This is a genomic window from Streptomyces sp. AHA2 (genome assembly GCF_036857595.1).
Taxonomy (GTDB): domain Bacteria; phylum Actinomycetota; class Actinomycetes; order Streptomycetales; family Streptomycetaceae; genus Streptomyces.
Genome location: NZ_JAUQWJ010000001.1, coordinates 243,978 through 259,195, shown reverse-complemented (window position 1 = coordinate 259,195; position 15,218 = coordinate 243,978). Strand labels below are relative to the sequence as shown.

The following is a 15,218-nucleotide window of genomic DNA, read 5'->3' as shown; positions in this document are numbered from 1 at the left end:
TCCTGCAAGATAGCGCCTTGTTTCGAGCAACATCAAGCATCAGGGAGGGGTCGGTGCGCTAAGGTCACCGGAGACCGAGCGTGCGCCGGGGATCGGGAGTGCGCCGCAGACGGGGAGTGGAGGTGCCGATGTCGCGAGACGCCCGCTGGAAGGCGCTGCTGGAACTGCTCGTGGAGCGCGGCCGGCTGGACGTCGAGGACGCGGCCGGCGAGCTCGGGGTGTCGGCGGCGACGATCCGCCGCGACTTCGACCGGCTGGCGGAGCAGCAGATGCTGGTGCGCACCCGGGGCGGGGCGGTGGTGCACGGGGTGTCGTACGAGCTGCCGCTGCGCTACAAGACGGCCCGCCGCGCCTCCGAGAAGCAGCGCATCGCCAAGGCCGTGGCGGACCTGGTGGCGCCGGGTGAGGCGGTCGGCCTGACCGGCGGTACGACCACGACCGAGGTTGCCCGGGCGCTGGCCGTGCGAGGGGACCTGGCGTCCGGTACCCCGGCCCTGACCGTCGTGACGAACGCGCTGAACATCGCGAGCGAGCTGGCCGTGCGGCCCCAGTTCAAGATCGTGCTCACCGGCGGGGTGGCACGGGCCCAGTCCTACGAGCTGGTGGGGCCGCTCGCCGACGGGGTGCTGGGGCAGATCACGGTCGACGTGGCGGTGCTCGGCGTGGTCGCCTTCGACGTCCGGCACGGGGCCGCGGCGCACGACGAGGCGGAGGCCGCGGTCAACCGGCTGCTGTGCGAACGGGCGGAGCGCGTGGTCGTCGCGGCCGACTCGAGCAAGCTGGGACAGCGGGCGTTCGCCCGGATCTGCGCGGCCGGGGCGGTGGGCACCCTGGTCACCGACACGGCCGCCGACCCGCGTACGGTGCGGGAGTTCGAGGAGGCCGGGCTGCGCGTCGTGACCGTCTGAGGGCGGCTTCGGGCCGGGGGTTCTAGGCTGGTGCCCAGGCGCCTGTCGGGCCAGGGAGGCTGATCATGGGCGTGACGGCGGGAGCAGGCGGCGGAGCGGACGGACGGCGGTACGTGCCGATCGCCGAGCACGGGCTGATCGGGGATCTGCGCAGCGTGGCCCTGGTCGGGACGGACGGCACGATCGACTGGTACTGCTGCCCGGCCTTCGACGCGCCGAGCGTGTTCGCCTCGATCCTGGACGCCGACCGCGGCGGCTGCTTCGAGCTGGCGGCAGCCGTACCGGCCCGGACCAAGCAGTTCTACTTCCCCGACACCAACGTGCTGATCACGCGCTTCTACACCGAGGACGGTCTCGGCGAGGTGCAGGACTTCATGCCGGTCGACGGGGAGTCGTCGGAGCCGGAGCGGCACCGGCTGATCCGCCGGGTGGTGTGCGTGCGGGGCTCCGTCCCGTTCCGGACCCGGGTGGCTCCCCGGTTCGACTACGGCACCCGCCCGCACACCGTGCGGCTGGCCGGCGAGGTGGCCCTGTTCGAGTCCGGGGACGTCTCGCTCGCGCTGACCGCGACCGTGCCGCTGGAGGCCGACGGCCCCGACGTGCGCGGGGACTTCAAGCTCGGCGAGGGCGAGACTGCGGTGTTCGCGCTGGACAAGGTCGGCGGCGCGGTGACGCCCCGCCACTGCGCCCATACCGAGGCCGAGGAGCAGTTCGCGGCGACCGTGGCGTACTGGCGGCGCTGGCTGGCGGGCTCCCGCTACAAGGGCCGCTGGCGGGAGATGGTGCACCGCTCGGCCCTCACCCTGAAGCTGCTCACCTACGCGCCGACCGGGGCGATCGTGGCCGCGCCGACCACGAGTCTGCCCGAGGAGCTCGGCGGCGAGCGCAACTGGGACTACCGGTACGTGTGGGTGCGCGACGCCGCCTTCTGTGTCTACGCGCTGCTGCGGCTGGGCTTCTCCGGCGAGGCCGAGGCGTTCATGAGATTCGTCAGCCGGCACATCAGCCCGGGCGACGGCAAGCAGTCCGGGCCGCTGCAGATCATGTACGGCATCGACGGGCGCACCGATCTGACGGAGCGGGAGCTGACCCACTGGGAGGGTCATCACGGCTCGGCGCCCGTCCGGGTCGGCAACGCGGCGGCCGACCAGCTCCAGCTCGACATCTACGGCGCCCTCATCGACTCCATCTACCGGTACGACAAGTGGGCGCAGCCGATCTCCAGCGACCAGTGGGACGACGTGTGCTCCCTGGTGGACTGGGTGTGCGCGCACTGGGACCAGCCCGACGAGGGCATCTGGGAGACCCGCGGCGGGCGCAAGGACTTCCTGTACTCGCGGCTGATGTGCTGGGTGGCCATCGAGCGGGCCGTCCGGATGGCCAACCGGCGCGGTCTGCCCGCCGATCTGCCGCGCTGGCGGGAGTGCCGCGACACCATCTACCGGCGGATCATGAGCAGGGGCTGGTCCGAGGAGCGCCGGGCGTTCGTCCAGTACGAGGGCGCCGACGTGCTGGACGCGTCCGTGCTGATGATGCCGCTGGCGAAGTTCATCGCCCCGCGCGATCCGAAGTGGCTGTCGACGCTGGACGCGCTGACCGAGGACCTGGTGTCCGACTCGCTGGTCTACCGCTACGACCCGCGCTCCAGCCCGGACGGGCTGCGCGGCGATGAGGGCACGTTCTCCATCTGCTCGTTCTGGTACGTCGAGGCCATGGTGCACGCGGGACGCATCGACGAGGCCCGGCTCGCCTTCGAGAAGATGCTGACCTACGCCAACCATCTCGGTCTGTACGCCGAGGAGATCAGCCACACCGGGGAGCAGCAGGGCAACTTCCCGCAGGCTTTCACCCACCTCGCGCTGATCAGCGCGGCGTTCAGCCTGGACCGGGCCCTCGGCTGACGCTCAGTGCCCGTGCCCGTCGCCCGCGTGCCCCTGGGGGGTACCGGTCGCGGGTGCCGCTCCCCCGGCCCGGACGGTGAAGGCGGCCGTGCGGACCTGTCCCTCGTGCTTGAAGTCGAGGAACAGGCGGTAGGAACCGGCGCTCGGGGCGGTGGCGGTGAACGAGATGTCCGGGCCGGGCCGCGTCGAGCCGTCGCCGGGTTCGCCGTGCGGGTGGACGTGGAGGTAGGCGAGGTCGCCGGAGCGCAGGGCGACCAGGTGGCCGTAGGCGCCGAGGTAGGGCTGGAGGTCGGTGACGGGCCTGCCGCCGCGGGAGACCTTCAGCTTCAGCTCGCCCGCCCGGCCGGGGTTCAGCGTGCCGGCCAGCTCGACCTCGTAGCCGTCGGTGGTGGTCCTGTCCTTCGGTGCCGGCAGGTCCTGCGGCCGGTAGGGGCCGGAGGCGGCGAGATCGGCGCCCAGCGTCAGGTTCGCGGCGCCCTTCGCGGCCGGGGTGAAGTCGGCGAAGACGCGGTAGCCGCCGGCGCGGGGCAGGTCGACGGGGACGCTCCAGGTGCCGTCCGCCGCGCGGGTGGGGTGCAGGTGGCGGTAGGTGACCAGATCGCGTGAGGCGACGATCAGGTGGAGTTCCTTGTCGTGCTCGCGCCGGTAGGCGGTGAGCGCGCGCCCTGCCGCGTCCCGGACGGTGAAGCGCAGGTCGGAGCGCTGGCCCGCAGCGACCCGCGGGGTCTTCAGGTCGAGCGTGTAGCCGCCGTCGGAGACCTGCAGTCCGCCGGCCGCAGGCGTGTCGTGTCCGGCGTGGCCGCCGTCCGGCTCCGCGGGCTCGGGCGAGGGGCCGGGGTGTTCGTCCTCGTGCCGGGGCGAGGGGTCCGCGACGACGGGGTCGATCCCCTGCCCGACGCCGTAGGCCGTGCCGAACGTCGCGGCCAGGGCGACGGCGAAAGCGGTGATCTTCAGTCCGGTGTTCATGGCCCTCGACTCCTCCGGGTACCGGTTCACTCCCGCTGCTGCGGGCTCTCCATGCAGCTCACCATACCCCTAGGGGGTACCAAGTCAAGGCACTCCCGCGCTTGCATCACATACCCCTGAGGGGTATACAGGAACCCGGCTCGGGGATACCCCCGGCCCGTATACGTGGATCTCTCAGAGGAGGCACCCGATGCCCGCCACCACCTATGCCGTCTCCGGCATGTCCTGCGGCCACTGCAGGGCCGCGCTGACCGAGGCCGTCGGCGAGCTGGACGGTGTCAGCGGCGTCGAGGTCGACCTCGACGCCGGCCACGTCACCGTCACCGGCCCCCGCGAGCCCGACGACGCCGCCGTCGCGCGGGCCGTCGGCGAGGCCGGCTACGAGCTGACCGGGCGGGTGTGACCATGACCACCGCCACCACCGGCACCGGGGCCGAGGTCGAACTCGCCATCGGCGGCATGACCTGCGCCTCGTGCGCGGCGCGCGTCGAGAAGAGGCTCAACCGCATGGACGGGGTCACCGCCACCGTCAACTACGCGACGGAGAAGGCGAAGGTCAGCTACACCGGCGACGTCTCCGTGCCCGACCTGATCGCCGCCGTCGAGGCCACCGGCTACACCGCGCGGGAGCCGTCGCCACCCGCCGCGGCCGGTGAGCCCGACGCCGCCCCGGACGAACTACGGCCGCTGAGCGAGCGGTTGATCACCGCCGTCGTGCTCGCGGTGCCCGTCGTCGCCCTGGCGATGATCCCCGCGCTGCAGTTCGAGTACTGGCAGTGGCTGTCGCTCACGCTCGCCGCGCCCGTCGTGACGTACGCGGCGTGGCCCTTCCACAAGGCAGCGTTCACCAACGCCCGGCACGGCGCGGCCACCATGGACACGCTGATCTCGGTGGGGGTCTCGGCCGCCTTCCTGTGGTCGGTGTGGGCCCTGTTCCTCGGCACCGCGGGCACGCCCGGCATGACCCACCCCTTCGAGCTGACCATCGAGCGCACGGACGGCGCCGGGAACATCTATCTGGAGGCCGCCGCGGGCGTGACGGCCTTCATCCTGGCCGGCCGGTACTTCGAGGCACGCGCCAAGCGCAGGGCGGGTGCGGCGCTGCGGGCCCTGCTGGAACTGGGCGCCAAGGACGTCACCGTCCTGGGCGGGGACGGACGTGAACGGCGCGTCCCGGTGGCCGGGTTGCGGGTCGGCGACCGGTTCGTGGTCCGGCCCGGGGAGAAGATCGCCACCGACGGGACGGTCCTGGAGGGATCCTCCGCCGTGGACGCGTCGATGCTCACCGGGGAGTCCGTGCCCGTGGAGGTGCAGGCGGGCGACGCGGTCACCGGCGCCACGGTCAACGCCGGCGGACGGCTGGTCGTGCGTGCCACACGCATCGGTGCCGACACCCGACTGGCGCGCATGGCACGGCTGGTGGAGGACGCGCAGAACGGCAAGGCCGCCGCCCAGCGGCTCGCCGACCGGATCTCCGCGGTGTTCGTGCCGGTCGTGATCGCCCTGGCGCTCGGCACCCTGGGGTTCTGGCTCGGCAACGGCGCCGGGCTGACGGCCGCCTTCACGGCCGCGGTCGCGGTCCTCGTCATCGCGTGCCCCTGCGCGCTGGGCCTGGCCACCCCGACCGCGCTGCTGGTCGGCACCGGCCGCGGCGCCCAGCTCGGCATCCTCATCAAGGGCCCCGAGGTGCTGGAGTCCACACGCCGCGTGGACACCGTCGTCCTCGACAAGACGGGCACGGTCACCACCGGCCGCATGACCCTGCTGGCCGTGCACACCGCCGACGGCACCGACGAGGCCGACGTGCTGCGGCTGGCCGGGGCGCTGGAGCACGCCTCCGAGCACCCCGTCGCCCGGGCCGTGGCCGACGCGGCGCTGGAGCGGCTGAGCGCGCTGCCCACACCCGAGGACTTCACCAACGTGCCCGGTCTGGGCGTGCAGGGCGTCGTCGACGGCCACGCCGTACTGGTCGGCCGGGAGCGGCTGCTGGCGCAGTGGGCCATGGAACTGCCGCCGGGCCTGGCGACAGCGCGGGCGGCGGCCGAGGAGGCCGGGCGCACGGCCGTCGCGGTCGCCTGGGACGGCGAGGCACGGGCCGTGCTGGAGGTCGCCGACGCGGTGAAGGACACCAGCGCGGAGGCGGTCGCCCGGCTGCGCGCGCTGGGGCTCAGGCCGATCCTGCTGACCGGTGACAACGCGGCGGTGGCCCGGTCCGTCGCCCGGGAGGTCGGCATCGACGAGGTCGTCGCCGAGGTACTGCCGCAGGACAAGGTCGACGTCGTCAAGCGGCTGCAGGCGCAGGGCAGGTCGGTCGCGATGGTCGGTGACGGCGTCAACGACGCGGCGGCGCTCGCGCAGGCCGACCTCGGGCTGGCCATGGGCACGGGCACCGACGCCGCGATCGAGGCGGGCGACCTGACTCTGGTGCGCGGCGACCTGCGTGCCGCCGCCGACGCGATCCGCCTGGCCCGCCGGACCTTCGGCACCATCCGCTCCAACCTCTTCTGGGCCTTCGCCTACAACGTGGCGGCCCTCCCCCTGGCCGCGTCCGGCCTGCTCACCCCGATGCTCGCCGGAGCGGCCATGGCCTTCTCGTCGGTCTTCGTGGTCGGCAACTCCCTGCGCCTGCGCACGTTCCGGGCGGCGGGGTGAGACCGGTGAGGCCCCACGGGTCACCGGGGTGGCCGTCCGCCGAGCGGGCACTCGTCGGGTACCGGCCCGCGGGGGCGCCGCGTGTGCGCCCGGAGTGAGCCGGTACCTTGCTGAAGAAGGCCACTGCGGGGAGAAACACATGACCGATCCGACGACCACCGCCGCGGACGCCCCCCGTCCGCTCCCGGGGGAGGACCCGTCCGCGCGCACGCCCGTACGGCTCGCGAAGGCCGTGCTCAGTGATCTCAGGGCCGTGGACGGCGCCCTGTACGCGGCGGTGGCCGCCACCCCGACCCCCACGCTCGACCGGACGCTGCGCCATCTGTCCCACGCGGCCGACCACTCGAAGATCTCCTTCGGCATCGCCGCCGCCCTGGCCCTGGCGGGGAAGCGGCCCCGCAAGGCCGCACTCGCCGGCGTCGGCGCCATCGCCGTGGCGTCGGCCTCGGCCAACCTCCTCGGCAAGCGGCTGGTGCGCCGTGCCCGGCCGGACCGGGAGGCGGCCCGGGTGACGGTGGACCGGCACGTCCGGATGCCCACCTCGGCCTCGTTCCCGTCCGGACACACCGCGTCGGCAGTCGCGTTCGCCACCGCCGTGGGCGTGGTCCTGCCCCCGGCCGCGGTGCCGCTCGGGGCGCTGGCGGGCGCCGTCGGCTACTCGCGTGTCCACACCGGCGTCCACTACCCGGGCGACGTGGCGGCGGGCGCGGTCCTCGGCATCGCCAGCGCCGCGGCGGCCCTGGCTGCGGCCGCGGCCACTCCGTCGACCCGGACGCAGGCGCTGCTGGCGGCGGCCCGTTCGTGGCCGCGCCTCGGCATCGGCGTCGCCCTGCGCCGGTGAGCGGCGCGGCGGCCGGGCGCTCGCACCCGGCCGCCCCACGCCGGCTCCTCGTGCTGACGGTTCGTCAGCCGAAGGCGCGCACGGCCTGGTAGTACGTCCACGCGGTGCTGTTGCAGGAGGTCTTCGTGGCGCCGCCGTAGGCGCCGCAGACCCGCTTGAGGTCCTCGTAGAAGGCGCTGTCGAGACGGGACTTGTTGGCGCTGAACGTGCCGGCCGCCTTGTAGTTGCGGTAACCGAAGTCGTGCCGGGCGCAGGACATCGAGAAGGGGAAGCCGAAGGGGTTGTCCGGCGAGGAGGAACAGTAGTCGGTCGACCAGTCGAAGGCGTACGCGGACCATGCGCCCTGGTTCGCCCGGGCGGCGGCCCAGGTGCTGTAGCTCGACGCGCTGGTCTGCGTCCAGCTCGCGAGCACCTGGGGCTTGTCGGCGGGAGCGGCGCTCGCCGTCGTGGCGGTGCCGACGACGGTGACGAGGGCCAGGGTCGACGTGGCGAGACCGGTGGCAAGTCTTCGGTGCATCCCACACCTCCATCAGCCGCGACCCGTCCATCGGGCCGCAGGTTCATGACAAGAGGATGACCACCTTCCCTGGACGCTCACACCTGTCGCGTCTCAACGGCACTTGAACATCGGTCGATCGAGAGGCAACGGCGGCCGACCGCACGTCCGGTGGGGCCCGCCCTGTTCCTCCCGACACGACGGCGTACCGCCCGGCGGGGCGTACTCGTCGCGGCGGCCGCACCTTCCGGAACCGCCCGGGCGGCAGGGCGTGCTCGCGTGCGCGGTGGCCTCGTCGAGGTGGGCGGGCTCGCCGGCGGCCAGCGCGTCGAGCTGCGCGGCGGCGCGTTCGGCGGTGGCGAGGGCGCCGGCCCGCCACAGGCCGCGCCAGGCGGGCACCGTGTCGCGCACGAGCCGCGCGGCGGCCCGCCGGAAAGGACAACCCCTGCGTCGGTCCTCACCGGGTCCACCTCCGCGTTTCCCCAGCTGGGCGGGGTCGCCCGATCGGTGCGAGGGCCACGGAAAAGGGAACGGCAGTCTCCGCCGGTCAGCCCTCACCGCGCCCGGAACGCCGGGAGCCCGGACCCTCTCGGGTCCGGGCTCCTTCGGCCGCTGTCCCTCGGGCCGGTCGCCGGGACCGGCTGCGTCGGGTCAGGACTCGACGATCTTGCGCACGTTGTCCACGGAGCCGCAGCCGGACTGCAGCTGGCGGTCGCGCTCCTGGAGGAAGGCGACGCCCAGCTCCTCGCGCCGCTCCATCGCCACGTTCTCGCGCGCACCGTTGAGGATGGTGCGCTCCTCCTCGTCGGCGTGGTGGGTGACGGCCTCGACCAGTTCCTCGAGCTTTTCGTCCCACTCGTCGGAGCCGACCTCGTCCACCTGGAGGAGGGCGAGGAGAGCCTCGTTCCCCTCCTCGTGCTCGTGCTCGCCGTGCTCGACTTCCTCGTCGTCGATGTTCTTGTACCGCTTCAGCGCCGGGTACACCTTGGACTCCTCGGCGAGCGCGTGCGCGATCAGCAGGTCCGAGAATTCGCGCAGGGCACCTTCACGGTCGGCTTCGACGCTGCGCATCTGGCGGAAGAGCTCTTCCATGCGCCGATGGTCCTGGAGAATGAGCTCGACGACGTCGTGAGTGTCGGCCATGAAAAGGAACCCCTTTCGTACGGAGAATCAGGCCTTCTCCCCTTACCCCGTTTCCGGCGTTCCGTGCGCGGGAAACGGGCCCGCCGGGTCTACCAGCGGTACCAGCGGCCCCTTCGGCCACCACTGTCCGCGCTGCGCAGGACGAAGCCGAGCAGCCAGACCACCAGCACGATCACCGCGAGCCACCACAGGGCCTTCAGAGCGAACCCGGCACTGAAGAGAATCAGGGCCAGCAGCAGGACGAGAAGCAAAGGAACCATCGTTGTCCACCTCCGCAATTCCTGATGCCCGGCCTTTCACAGAGCACGCGGGCGAATTGCTTTGTTTTCCCAGGCGGATGAGGGGCAGACGGTCCGATCCGGCCGGGCGGAGGGCCGTCAGTCGCGGCCGACCACGACCACCTCGTCCCCGGGCGCCCAGCGGCGCCGTTCGGCCTTGGGCGGGTTGACGCGCACGCCGTGGCCGGGGCCGGCCGACGCCTCGTCGTGGCTGCGGTAACCGATGGCACATTCACCCCGTTGCCGTGCCGCGGCCACGACGGTGGCGAAGGCCGTCTCCCGTCCGGGCAGCACGTAGTCGCCCGCGGGCCGCAGACGGATGCTCGTGCCGTCGGCGGAGAACAGTTCCTCGAAGACCGCCGCCAGATGCCGGTTCTGGGAGATCTGCGCCATGAGCAGGCCGATGAGCTTGCCGCTGATGATCACGTCGGCGCCCGGGCTGATGGGGGCCAGCGCCCGGTTGCGGTCGTCGACCAGCTCGGTGACGACCGGCAGTTCCCGCCCGGTGGCCTCCTCCAGCTGGCGCAGCAGCAGAAGCGTGACGAGCGTGCGGTTGTCGGGGTGGTCCGCGCTCTGCCCGGGAGAGGGGTCCTGGCCGAGGACGATGACGCTGTCGTAGGAGTGCACGTCCAGGCGCCGCAGGGTCTCGGGCCGGGTGACGTCCCCCCGGTGCAGGGTCAGGGCCGGGCCGGTGCCGTGGTGCGCGCCGGACTCGTGCACCTGCCGGGCCGTCTCCTCGTCGCAGTCGGCCACCACGTCGACGGCCGATCCCGGCAGGGCGCGGCGGCCCAACTGGTCGACCATGAGCGGCGCCCTGCGGTTCCAGCCGAGCATCAGCACCCGCTCCGGCCGCGCCGGTGTCGGCGGGCCGGACGCCATCGCCTCCTTGTCGACCCACGGTCCGCAGTCGCCCGGCCAGGCCGTGTCGTCGTCACGGGAGATGACGATGAGCAGATCGTCCGCGGCTATGGCCGTCTGCGGCGGCGGGGCGAGCAGCGGGGTGTCGCCGCGGACCAGTCCCACCACGCTGGACGTCGGATAGGACAGCAACGCGTCGCCGAAGGTCCGGCCGGTCAGGGTCGCCTCGCCGACCAGGTAGAACTCGTCGCCCGCGAAGTCCAGCAACTCCTGGTGGACCAGGGAGAGGCCGGGACGGCGAGCGGCCTGGGCGATCAGCCGGGCCGTGATCGTGTCGCTCTCCAGGACGACTCCGCCCGGCCCGGCGGCGAGGCAGGCGGCCAGCCGGTAGCGGTCGTCACGGACGGCGGCGACGACGGGCGGCCGGCTCTTCGCCCCGGCCAGGGCCGCCCGCAGCGCCAGCAGCGTCTTGACGACCTCGGCGTCGGCGTCCGGCTCGTCCCGGGGCAGCACCAGCACGACACCGGCCGTCGCCGGACTGGTCAGAGTCAGCACGGCCGGGTCGGTGGTGGGGCCGCTGCGGCAGATCAGCCGCGTACGCCCGACGGGCCCGGCCTTCGTGCCGAGGGCCTCCTCCATGGCGGTCTTGTCGCGGTCGGCCAGCACCGCCACCGCCGCGCGCCGCAGGTTGGCGTTGGCGGCGACCAATTCGCCGACCACCGTGAACACCTGCTCCGACCACCCCAGGACCACGACGTGTCCCTGTTCCAGCACGGTCGAGCGGCCCCGCCGCAACGCGGTGAGCCGTTCCGTGAGGGCGGTGGTGATCAGGCCGACCAGAGTCGACACGTACAGCAGCGCGACCAGGGCGAGCAGCACCGACATCGCCACGCGCAGCGGCGTGCCGGTCGCACCGCCCAGCCGCAGCGTCTCCCCCGTCAGGTGCCACACCTGCGCGAGCCGGCCCGGCAGGGACCGGGGCGCGTCCGGGTCGGTCCACACCACCACCGCGCTGGCCGGGACGACGACGGCCAGGCACAGCAGCGCCATCCACCCGACCAGGGCGGAGGCACCGCGGGCCAGCGTGCTGTCGAACCAGTAACGGGCCCGGTCACCGAACGAAGTGCGCCGCTGCGCCACCCTTCCCCTTCCGTCGCCCCGGTCCTCCTCGCGCGCCGGCCGGCACCGCCGTGCGCGTGCGGCGCACGACGGACGAAGAGCGCGGGTGTGAGTACGCATGTCGCAGTCTGAGGGCTCGTGCCGGGCGGTGAGCGCGGTTCGTCGCGCATTCATCCCTTCGGGTTCACCGAGCGTGCCGGGAGCGCAACGTCCGCCGGGACATGCGGGTTTCGCCCCGGATTCGCTCCTTGGGGGCAATGCCCGGGCGAAGCGCGGCGTCCTGCCACGGCCGCCGCTACAAAGAGCGCCATGACTGATGATCACGCGGTGGTGCGACCCGACGGCGGCTTCTCCCGGCGGAGCTTCGCGGCGGTGGCCGGCACGGCCACCGTGGCGACGGCCCTCGCCGGCGGTTCCGCCACGGCCCTGCCCGCGCCGGCCGCGCCGGCCGCCCCCGGCGCCCCCCGCGGTGCCGACCCCGAGCGGAGCCTCGCCGTCGCCCGCGCTCTGCTCGTCCTCGACTCCGACAACCGCCCACTCGTCCCGCGCTACCAGCGCGTCCTGCGGGACGGGCTGCCGGCCCGCAGGACCCGTCCCAAGGACGTCCTCGTCATCGGCGCCGGCCCCGCGGGGCTGGTGACCGCCTGGCTGCTGAAGCGGGCGGGACACCGGGTGACGGTCCTGGAGGCCAACGGCAACCGGGCGGGCGGGCGCGTCAAGACCTTCCGCAAGGGCGGGCACGAAGGCGCCGCGCAGCCGTTCGCCGACCCCCGCCAGTACGCCGAGGCGGGCGCGATGCGCCTGCCCGGCAGCCACCCGCTGGTGATGCAGCTCATCGACCAGCTGGACCTGAGGAAGCGGCGCTTCCACTACGTCGACGTCGACGACGAGGGACGCCCCGCCGCGCGCACCTGGATCCACGTCAACGGCATCCGTGTGCGGCGCGCCGACTACGCCCGCTCGCCCCGGCGCGTGAACCGCTCGTTCGGCGTCCCGAAGGCCCACTGGGACACCCCGGCCGCCGCCATCCTGCGCGCCGCCCTCGACCCGGTGCGCGACGAGTTCAGCCGCGTCGGCCCGGACGGCAAGCGCGTCGACAAGCCCCTCCCCGAACGGCTGCGCGGCTGGGCCCGCGTGGTGCAGCGTTTCGGCGACTGGTCGATGTTCCGCTTCCTCACCGAGCACGCCGGCCTCGACGAGCGCACCGTCGACCTGATCGGCACCCTGGAGAACCTCACCTCACGCCTGCCGCTGTCCTTCATCCACAGCTTCATCGGCTCCTCCCTCATCAGCCCCGACACGCCGTTCTACGAGCTGGAGGGCGGCACGGCCGTCCTGCCGGACGCCCTGCTCGAACGGGTCCGCAAGGAGGTGCGGTTCGACCGCCGGGTGACACGCATCCAGTACCACCATCCCGACCGCCCGTCGCCGGAGGGCGGGCACGTGCGGCGCAAGGGGCCGCACGTGTGGGTGGACACCGTGTCCGAGGGCCGCGACGGCCCGGTCGTCCGCGAGCAGTTCACCGCCGACGTGGCCGTGGTCACGGTGCCCTTCTCCGGGCTGCGCCACGTGCAGATCGAGCCGCCGCTGTCGTACCGCAAGCGCCGCGCGGTCTGCGAACTGCATTACGACAGCGCGACCAAGGTGCTGCTCGAGTTCAGCCGCCGCTGGTGGGAGTTCGACGAGGACGACTGGAAGCGTGAACTGAACGCCGTGAAGCCGGGCCTGTACGAGGCGTACCGCACCGGCCGGGCGCCGTCGGACGGCAGCCTGCTGGGTGCGCACCCCTCCGTGCCGAGCGGGCACATCACGGCGGCACAGCGCACCCACTACGCGGCCAACCGCGCGATCGGCCGCGACCAGCCGGAGGCGGCCGGTGTGGTGGGCGGCGGCTCGGTGTCGGACAACGCCAACCGCTTCATGTTCAACCCCTCGCACCCGGTCCCGGGCAGCGCGGGGGGCGTCGTCCTGGCCTCCTACAGCTGGGCGGACGACGCGCTGCGCTGGGACTCCCTGGACGACGAGGCACGCTACCCGCACGCGCTGTGCGGGATGCAGCAGGTCTACGGCCGGCGCATCGAGGTGTTCTACACCGGCGCCGGCCGCACCCAGAGCTGGCTGCGCGACCCGTACGCCTACGGAGAGGCGTCCGTGCTGCTCCCCGGGCAGCACACGGAACTGCTGCCCGCGATCCCGGCGGCCGAGGGGCCGTTGCACTTCGCCGGGGACCACACGTCGGTGAAGCCGGCGTGGATCGAGGGTGCCCTGGAGTCCGCCGTGCGGGCCGCCCTGGAAGTGCACACGGACTAGCTTCGGACCGAGCAAGGGGCCCCGGCGCGCAGGCGCCGGGGCCCTTTCGTCTCCCCGCCCGCCCAGGTGCGGCGGCTCGCGCCACGACCGCAATGACCACAACATCCGTTGGTTGCGCAAGCGAGACAGCCCGTCGGCGTCCGGGCACCATGTGGCCCACCTCACCCTCCCCCACAGGGCCTTCACCCATCCGCAACGACGTACCGACAGGTGGTGGCACTCGTGCGCCTGCGCACCCCCCTCGCCCTGCTCGGGGCCGCCGTGCTCGTGCTCACCGGACCGCCGCTGCTCACCGCCGGCAGCGGCGCGGAGACCGGCACACGGATCCCGGGCCTGCGCTTCATGGTTCCCAACACGCCCGGCGGCGGCTACGACATCACGGCCCGCACGGCCGCGAAGAACGCCGAGGACGCCGGACTGACCCACGACATCGAGGTGTTCAACCTGCCGGGCGCGGGCGGCACCGTGGGCCTGAGCCGGCTGGTGAGCGAGCACGGCAACGGCAAACTCGCCATGTCCATGGGTCTCGGGGTGGTGGGCGCCGTCCGCTCCAACGACGCCCCGAGGACGCTCGCCGACACCACGCCCATCGCCCGGCTCACCGAGGAGCAGGACGTGGTGGTCGTGGCGAAGGACTCGCCGTACCGGACGATCGACGACCTGATCCGCGCCTGGAAGGAGGATCCGGGCAAACTGCCGGTGGGCGGCGGGTCGTCGCCCGGCGGGCCCGATCACCTCGCGCCGATGCTGATGGCGAAGGCCGCCGGGATCCCGCCGAAGCAGGTCAACTACATCCCCTTCGACGGCGGCGGCGAGCTGCTGGCCTCCATCCTCGGCAACAAGGTGGCCTTCGGCGTCTCGGGGGTCGGCGAGTACCTCGACCAGATCGAGGCGGGCGAGCTGCGCCTGCTCGCGGTGACCGGCCCGGAGCGCGTCGAGGGACTGGACGCGCCGACGCTGACGGAGGCGGGCTACGACGTGAACTTCACCAACTGGCGCGGCATCGTCGCCCCGCCCGGCCTGAACGACGCGGAGCGCGACAAGCTCGTGCGGCTGATCGAGGAACTCCACGGCTCGGACGAGTGGCGGAAGTCCCTGGAGAAGAACGGCTGGGACGACGCCTTCCTCACGGGTGAGAAGTTCGGCGCGTTCCTCGATGCCGAGGACAAGCGCGTGGTGTCGGTGCTGAAGGAGCTGGGACTGTGACGACGACGCCGACCACCGGCGCACCCACCACCGCGCGGGGCGGACGCGGGTTGTGGCTGCGGGAGCACTCCGAACTCGGTGTATGTGTCCTGCTGCTGGCACTGGGTGTGCTGGTGCTGACCGACACGCTCACCATGGACGTCGACATCGCGCAGCGCGGCCCCGTCGGCCCGCGGACCGTACCGGTCGTCGTCGGTTCCGGTCTGCTGGTGATCGCCGCCCTGCTCGCCGTGGACGTGCTGCGCGGCGGACGGGGCCAGGCCGAGGGCGGCGAGGACGTCGACCTGTCCGAACCCGCCGACTGGCGCACGGTGTCGCTGCTGGCCGGGGTGTTCCTCGGCGCGGCGGTGCTGATCGAGCCGCTCGGATTCCCCGTCGCGGGCGCGCTGCTGTTCTGGGGTGCGGCCTTCGCGCTGGGCAGCCGCAGCACCGACCGCGATCCGCTCATCGCGGCCGGTCTGTCCCTGCTCACCTACGTCGTCTTCAACAACCTGCTCGGAGTGCCCCTGCCCGGCGGCCCGCTGATGGGAGTGCTGTGAC

General features: G+C 73.1%; 13 protein-coding genes and 1 pseudogene. 8 read left to right on the top strand and 6 right to left on the bottom strand.

The window, feature by feature from the left end; all coding sequences use genetic code 11:
* Positions 1–128 precede the first annotated feature (128 nt).
* The gene (locus Q5694_RS01215) at positions 129–908 is read left to right on the top strand and encodes a DeoR/GlpR family DNA-binding transcription regulator (protein ID WP_333930053.1); all 780 of its coding nucleotides are present in this window, start codon (positions 129–131) and stop codon (positions 906–908) included.
* 65 nt (positions 909–973) lie between these two features.
* A complete protein-coding gene (locus tag Q5694_RS01210; protein WP_333930052.1) occupies positions 974–2,809 on the top strand; it encodes a glycoside hydrolase family 15 protein in 1,836 nt (611 codons plus the stop codon).
* A 3-nt stretch (positions 2,810–2,812) separates the two neighbouring features.
* Here the strand turns inward: Q5694_RS01210 and Q5694_RS01205 are convergent, their stop codons facing one another.
* On the bottom strand, positions 2,813–3,775 hold the full coding sequence (locus tag Q5694_RS01205) for a hypothetical protein (protein ID WP_333930051.1): 963 nt from the start codon (positions 3,773–3,775) through the stop codon (positions 2,813–2,815).
* A 190-nt stretch (positions 3,776–3,965) separates the two neighbouring features.
* On the opposite strand from Q5694_RS01205, the gene Q5694_RS01200 reads away from it, so the two are divergent.
* From Q5694_RS01200 to Q5694_RS01190, 3 genes are all read left to right on the top strand, one after another.
* Positions 3,966–4,178: a heavy-metal-associated domain-containing protein gene (locus tag Q5694_RS01200; RefSeq protein WP_333930050.1), complete on the top strand. Its 213-nt coding sequence runs from the start codon at positions 3,966–3,968 to the stop codon at positions 4,176–4,178.
* A gap of 2 nt (positions 4,179–4,180) precedes the next feature.
* Positions 4,181–6,427, top strand: coding sequence for a heavy metal translocating P-type ATPase (locus tag Q5694_RS01195; protein ID WP_333930049.1), 2,247 nt, complete (start codon positions 4,181–4,183; stop codon positions 6,425–6,427).
* Positions 6,428–6,566: 139 nt separating this feature from the next.
* A complete protein-coding gene (locus Q5694_RS01190) occupies positions 6,567–7,268 on the top strand; it encodes a phosphatase PAP2 family protein (protein ID WP_333930048.1) in 702 nt (233 codons plus the stop codon).
* A gap of 64 nt (positions 7,269–7,332) precedes the next feature.
* Here the strand turns inward: Q5694_RS01190 and Q5694_RS01185 are convergent, their stop codons facing one another.
* The 5 genes and pseudogenes from Q5694_RS01185 to Q5694_RS01165 all read right to left on the bottom strand — a co-directional run bounded on the left by Q5694_RS01185 (position 7,333) and on the right by Q5694_RS01165 (position 11,183).
* Positions 7,333–7,785 (bottom strand): phospholipase, encoded by a 453-nt coding sequence (locus Q5694_RS01185; protein ID WP_333930047.1) that lies wholly within the window; start codon positions 7,783–7,785, stop codon positions 7,333–7,335.
* A 183-nt stretch (positions 7,786–7,968) separates the two neighbouring features.
* A pseudogene (locus tag Q5694_RS01180) lies at positions 7,969–8,199 on the bottom strand (cupin); the annotation flags it as partial.
* A 216-nt stretch (positions 8,200–8,415) separates the two neighbouring features.
* Positions 8,416–8,907, bottom strand: coding sequence for a hemerythrin domain-containing protein (locus Q5694_RS01175; RefSeq protein ID WP_333930046.1), 492 nt, complete (start codon positions 8,905–8,907; stop codon positions 8,416–8,418).
* Positions 8,908–8,996: 89 nt separating this feature from the next.
* Positions 8,997–9,167: a hydrophobic protein gene (locus Q5694_RS01170; protein ID WP_333930045.1), complete on the bottom strand. Its 171-nt coding sequence runs from the start codon at positions 9,165–9,167 to the stop codon at positions 8,997–8,999.
* 117 nt (positions 9,168–9,284) lie between these two features.
* Complete coding sequence (locus tag Q5694_RS01165; RefSeq protein ID WP_333930044.1) at positions 9,285–11,183, bottom strand: CASTOR/POLLUX-related putative ion channel; 1,899 nt, start codon at positions 11,181–11,183, stop codon at positions 9,285–9,287.
* 288 nt (positions 11,184–11,471) lie between these two features.
* Between Q5694_RS01165 and Q5694_RS01160 the strand changes: the two genes are divergently transcribed.
* The 3 genes from Q5694_RS01160 (at position 11,472) to Q5694_RS01150 (ending at position 15,217) form a co-directional block, all read left to right on the top strand.
* Complete coding sequence (locus Q5694_RS01160; protein ID WP_333930043.1) at positions 11,472–13,472, top strand: flavin monoamine oxidase family protein; 2,001 nt, start codon at positions 11,472–11,474, stop codon at positions 13,470–13,472.
* 222 nt (positions 13,473–13,694) lie between these two features.
* Positions 13,695–14,678, top strand: coding sequence for a Bug family tripartite tricarboxylate transporter substrate binding protein (locus Q5694_RS01155; protein WP_333930548.1), 984 nt, complete (start codon positions 13,695–13,697; stop codon positions 14,676–14,678).
* Entirely contained in the window at positions 14,675–15,217 is a 543-nt protein-coding gene (locus Q5694_RS01150; protein WP_333930042.1) for a tripartite tricarboxylate transporter TctB family protein, read from the top strand. Before Q5694_RS01155 ends, Q5694_RS01150 begins: the two co-directional genes overlap by 4 nt.
* Position 15,218: the final 1 nt, after the last annotated feature.

Bases quoted from the DNA above. Each gene is read 5' to 3' on its own strand.
- Q5694_RS01200 (WP_333930050.1), top strand. From the start codon at position 3,966: ATGCCCGCCACCACCTATGCCGTCTCCGGCATGTCCTGCGGCCACTGC.
- Q5694_RS01170 (WP_333930045.1), bottom strand. From the start codon at position 9,167: ATGGTTCCTTTGCTTCTCGTCCTGCTGCTGGCCCTGATTCTCTTCAGT.
- Q5694_RS01215 (WP_333930053.1), top strand. From the start codon at position 129: ATGTCGCGAGACGCCCGCTGGAAGGCGCTGCTGGAACTGCTCGTGGAG.
- Q5694_RS01205 (WP_333930051.1), bottom strand. From the start codon at position 3,775: ATGAACACCGGACTGAAGATCACCGCTTTCGCCGTCGCCCTGGCCGCG.
- Q5694_RS01175 (WP_333930046.1), bottom strand. From the start codon at position 8,907: ATGGCCGACACTCACGACGTCGTCGAGCTCATTCTCCAGGACCATCGG.
- Q5694_RS01195 (WP_333930049.1), top strand. From the start codon at position 4,181: ATGACCACCGCCACCACCGGCACCGGGGCCGAGGTCGAACTCGCCATC.
- Q5694_RS01185 (WP_333930047.1), bottom strand. From the start codon at position 7,785: ATGCACCGAAGACTTGCCACCGGTCTCGCCACGTCGACCCTGGCCCTC.
- Q5694_RS01190 (WP_333930048.1), top strand. From the start codon at position 6,567: ATGACCGATCCGACGACCACCGCCGCGGACGCCCCCCGTCCGCTCCCG.
- Q5694_RS01160 (WP_333930043.1), top strand. From the start codon at position 11,472: ATGACTGATGATCACGCGGTGGTGCGACCCGACGGCGGCTTCTCCCGG.
- Q5694_RS01210 (WP_333930052.1), top strand. From the start codon at position 974: ATGGGCGTGACGGCGGGAGCAGGCGGCGGAGCGGACGGACGGCGGTAC.